The 3,550-nt window shown below is 73.2% G+C and carries 2 protein-coding genes and 2 pseudogenes; 3 read left to right on the top strand and 1 reads right to left on the bottom strand.

Annotated elements, in window-relative coordinates; genetic code table 11:
- A pseudogene (locus tag ACVMLK_RS20315) lies at positions 1-381 on the top strand (hypothetical protein); the annotation flags it as partial.
- Positions 382-416: 35 nt separating this feature from the next.
- Here ACVMLK_RS20315 and catC read toward each other — a convergent pair.
- Positions 417-695: a muconolactone Delta-isomerase gene (catC, locus tag ACVMLK_RS20310; protein WP_457487451.1), complete on the bottom strand. Its 279-nt coding sequence runs from the start codon at positions 693-695 to the stop codon at positions 417-419.
- A gap of 156 nt (positions 696-851) precedes the next feature.
- On the opposite strand from catC, the pseudogene ACVMLK_RS20305 reads away from it, so the two are divergent.
- A pseudogene (locus tag ACVMLK_RS20305) lies at positions 852-1,985 on the top strand (MFS transporter); the annotation flags it as partial.
- A gap of 94 nt (positions 1,986-2,079) precedes the next feature.
- Positions 2,080-3,387 carry a protease gene (locus ACVMLK_RS20300; RefSeq protein WP_457487450.1) on the top strand — a complete coding sequence of 436 codons (1,308 nt, stop codon included), beginning with the start codon at positions 2,080-2,082 and terminating at the stop codon, positions 3,385-3,387.
- Positions 3,388-3,550: the final 163 nt, after the last annotated feature.

Raw genomic sequence — 3,550 nt, 5'->3', positions numbered from 1 at the left:
GTCTGGGGCCGCGGGGCGCCGCCGCGCGAGGCGACGGCCGAGAGCCCGGCGGAGCGGCAGCTCGCCTTCTGGGAGGCGTTTCTGGCCGTGCTGGAGCCGCGCCCCGCCGAAGTCATGCCGGACGCCGGGCCGCCCGCGGCCCCTCCCGTCCGGCGGGCGTCACGGGCCCTGGCCCGGCTGCGGCGGAGGATGGCCGGTGCCCCGGTGCCCTGCCTGCTCCAGGACGCCCTGCCGCCGCTCGGGGAAGGCGCGGGCGCACGGTCCGTCCGCCTGGCGCTGGCCGACACCTTCCTAGCCGGCCTCGAGCTGGGCCGGGAAGGGGTGCTGCGGCTGGAGCAGTCCACCCCCTTCGGGCCGATCCTGCTGCATCCGGCGGGCTGAACGGCCCAGGCCCCCGCCTCGCCTCCTCCGGGCGTTCAGTCGATGGCGGAAGGGTGCCGCGCGAGGGGCGTGACGGTGATCTCCATGAAGGGAAAGAGCGGCAGGGTGGAGAGGATGCCGTGCAGCTCGTCATGATCCGCCACGTCGAAGACGCTGATATTGGCGTAGCGGCCGGCGACCCGCCAGAGATGCCGCCACCTGCCATCGCGTTGCAACGCCTGCGCCACGGCCTTCTCCTCGGCCTTCAGCCGCTCGAAGGCCTCGCGGTCCATATCCGGCGGAACGCGCACATCCATCTGCACACAATAGAGCATGTCCAGTCCTTTCTCCCTGTTCGCCGCCTGGGCGTCGTCCCGGGTTCCGCCCGGAAACGGCGCGGTCCTGCAATCGGAGGTGGCATTCCGCTTGCCGGACACCGCGCTTCCATCTAGCTCGGAAACTGTCGCCCTGCAGCTTCGGAGCAATGCGGAATGGCCGTCGGACCGCCAGATTGTCCCAGTTCGCCGGCGGCCGGAAGGCAGGCCCGGGCAGCGGCGGGGGAGGCCGGCCCGGCGGGGTCCCGCCGCCGCTCCCTCATCGCCGTCATCGGCGCCGCCACCATCTTCGGCCTGACCTACAGCCTGACCGCGCCGCTGGTGGCGCTGAACCTGGCTGAGCGGGGGCTGGGCGAGACGATGATCGGGCTGAACGCCGCCATGCACGCCGTGGGGGTGCTGCTGGTGGCGCCCATCCTGCCGCGGCTCGCCGGGCGGTTCGGGGCGCGGCCGCTGATCCTCTTCGCGCTGCTGCTGACGGCGGTCCTGCTGCCGCTGTTTCCCGCGCTGCCGCTCGTGGCGGTGTGGTTCCTGCTGCGCATCGGCCTCGGCATCGGCGCCGAGATCCTGTTCGTGCTGACCGAGAGCTGGACCAGCGAACTGGCCGACGACGCCACGCGCGGGCGCGTCATGGCGACCTATACCGCGCTGCTGTCGCTGGGCTTCGCCGGCGGGCCGATGATCCTCTCCGTCACCGGGCCGGACGGGGTGCTGCCCTTCGCGGCCGGCGCCGCGGTGGCGCTGCTGGCGCTGCTGCTGATGCTGCTGCCCGGACTGCGGCAGCCGGCGATGCGGGCGCATGGGCATGGCAATCTGTGGCGCGCCATGCGGCTCGCGCCCGTGGCGATGTCCACCACCGCGCTGAATGCCGGGGTGGAGACCGCCGGCCTCTCCTTCCTCACCCTCTATGCCGTGCGGCTGGGCTGGGAGGAGCAGGCGGGGACGCATCTGATCACGACGCTGATGGTGGGCGCCATCCTGCTGCAACTGCCGGTCGGCTGGCTGTGCGACAAGATGGACCGGCGGCGGCTGATGCTCGGCCTCGGCGCCGTGTCGGCCGCCGGCGCCCTCGCCTGGCCGCTGATGCTGAGCCATGACTGGGTGGCCTATCCGGCGCTGTTCCTGTGGGGTGGGGCGTTCGTCGGCATCTACACCACCATGCTGGCGGTCATCGGCGCGCGCTTCCGCGGCACCGATCTCGTCGGGGTCTATGCCGCGATGGGGCTGTTCTGGGGCGGCGGAGCGCTGCTGGGGCCGAGCCTGGCCGGGCTCGCGCTCGACCTCACCCGACACGGGCTGCCCCTGTTCGTGGCGCTCGCCTGCGGCCTGTTCACCCTGTTCCTGATGTCTGCCGCGAGCCCGGCCGGCCGGAGCGCGGCGCGCCATGATCCGCATCATGCTGCTGCTGCTGGGGCAGGAGGTGATCCGGCGGCGCTGGTGGGCCCTGCTGGCCACCGGGCTGCTCTGGGGCGGTGTCGGGACCTTCCTGCTGATCGATGCGCTGGACGGGCGGACCCTCATCCCGCCGCGCTTCTTCGGCTGGTTCATCCTGCCCGAGGCCGCGCTCAGCCTGCTCGCCGCCCTCGGCAGCCATGGAACGGCGCGGCGGCTGCGTCTGGTCAAGGGACTGGCGCTGCTCGGCATCGCCCTGCTGCTGCTCAGCGGGTATCACCGTGCCAACTTCATCCTGGCGCTGATCCTCGGCGCCGGCTTCCTCATCGACGGCGGGCTGCGCATCGCCAGCGCGCATGTGGTGCGCTTCAGCGGCTGGCGCGGGGCGCTGGCCGTCGGCGTGTTCGAGATCCTGCTCGCCATCTGGACGCTGCAGCCCTGGCCCACCTGGTACGAGGCGACGGTGGGCTGCAATGTCGGTCTGATCATGGCGGTGACCGGCTTCGGCATGGTGCATCTCGCCCTGCGGCTGCGGCGGCTGCCGCCGGGGGCCTCAATCACCGCCCTGTTCTCGCGCAATCCGCTGGCGCGGATGCTCCTGCCGCTGGCCCCGGAAGGGACAGGGACAGGGACAGGGGCAGGGGACATCCCGCCCGGCAGCCTGGTCGTGCATGTCTGGACGCCGACCGGCACGGTCAGCACGCCGCTGCGCCAGCGCGCCGTCAACCGCTACATCGCCGCCGTGGACGCGCAGGGCGTCATCTCCACCGGCCACGCGGCGCTGGAACTGGCGCCCGATCTCTACATCAGCCACTACCCAGCGGTGGAGATCGACCGCTCCGGCGCCGACTTCGCCCACGTCCTGCGGGCCACCGCCGACAATGACGTGCCGGGCCGCTTCCAGCCCAGCTATGCCGAGGAGGCGGCCGGCTGGTGCCCCTCCACCGTGCAGGTGGCGTTCCGGGATTTCGATGCGCGGCGGCTGCGCGGCTTCTGGGCGCGGTACCGGCAGGACCCGACCTACAACCTGACCAGCCGCAACTGTTCCAGCGCCGTCGCCGCCGCGCTGGACGCCGCGCTGGAGGGCGCCTTCGTCAGGCGGCGCCGGCCGGTGCTCTCGGCACTCGGCGCCATCACCAACCCCGAGCTCTGGGCCGCCGGGCTGATCCGCCAGCGGGCCGAGAGCATGGCCTGGACGCCGGGGCTGGTGCTCGACTACGCCCGCGCCATGAGCGCGGTGGTGCACCCGCCCGAGACGCTCTGGCACCGGCTGCTGCGGCCGAAGGTGCGGGCCCTGTGAGGCGGGGGCCGGGCCTCCGCCGCGCCGGTCCTGCGGGGCTCCCGGCGGGCCCGCCCCTCGCCAGGCGGCTGCGCTGAGGGCGGCGGGGAGGGGGCATGGTCCTCGCGGGCTGCCTGCTGGCCCTGCTGTCGCTGGTCTGGGCCTGCCCGGCGCTGGCCATCCG

This window comes from Teichococcus aerofrigidensis, from assembly GCF_054073225.1.
The sequence above is the reverse complement of the archived record's forward strand: the minus strand, read 5'-3'. Positions and strand labels throughout refer to the sequence as shown.

Excerpts from the sequence above, each read along its gene's own strand:
- catC (WP_457487451.1), bottom strand. The coding sequence starts at position 695 with ATGCTCTATTGTGTGCAGATGGATGTGCGCGTTCCGCCGGATATGGAC.
- ACVMLK_RS20300 (WP_457487450.1), top strand. The coding sequence starts at position 2,080 with ATGATCCGCATCATGCTGCTGCTGCTGGGGCAGGAGGTGATCCGGCGG.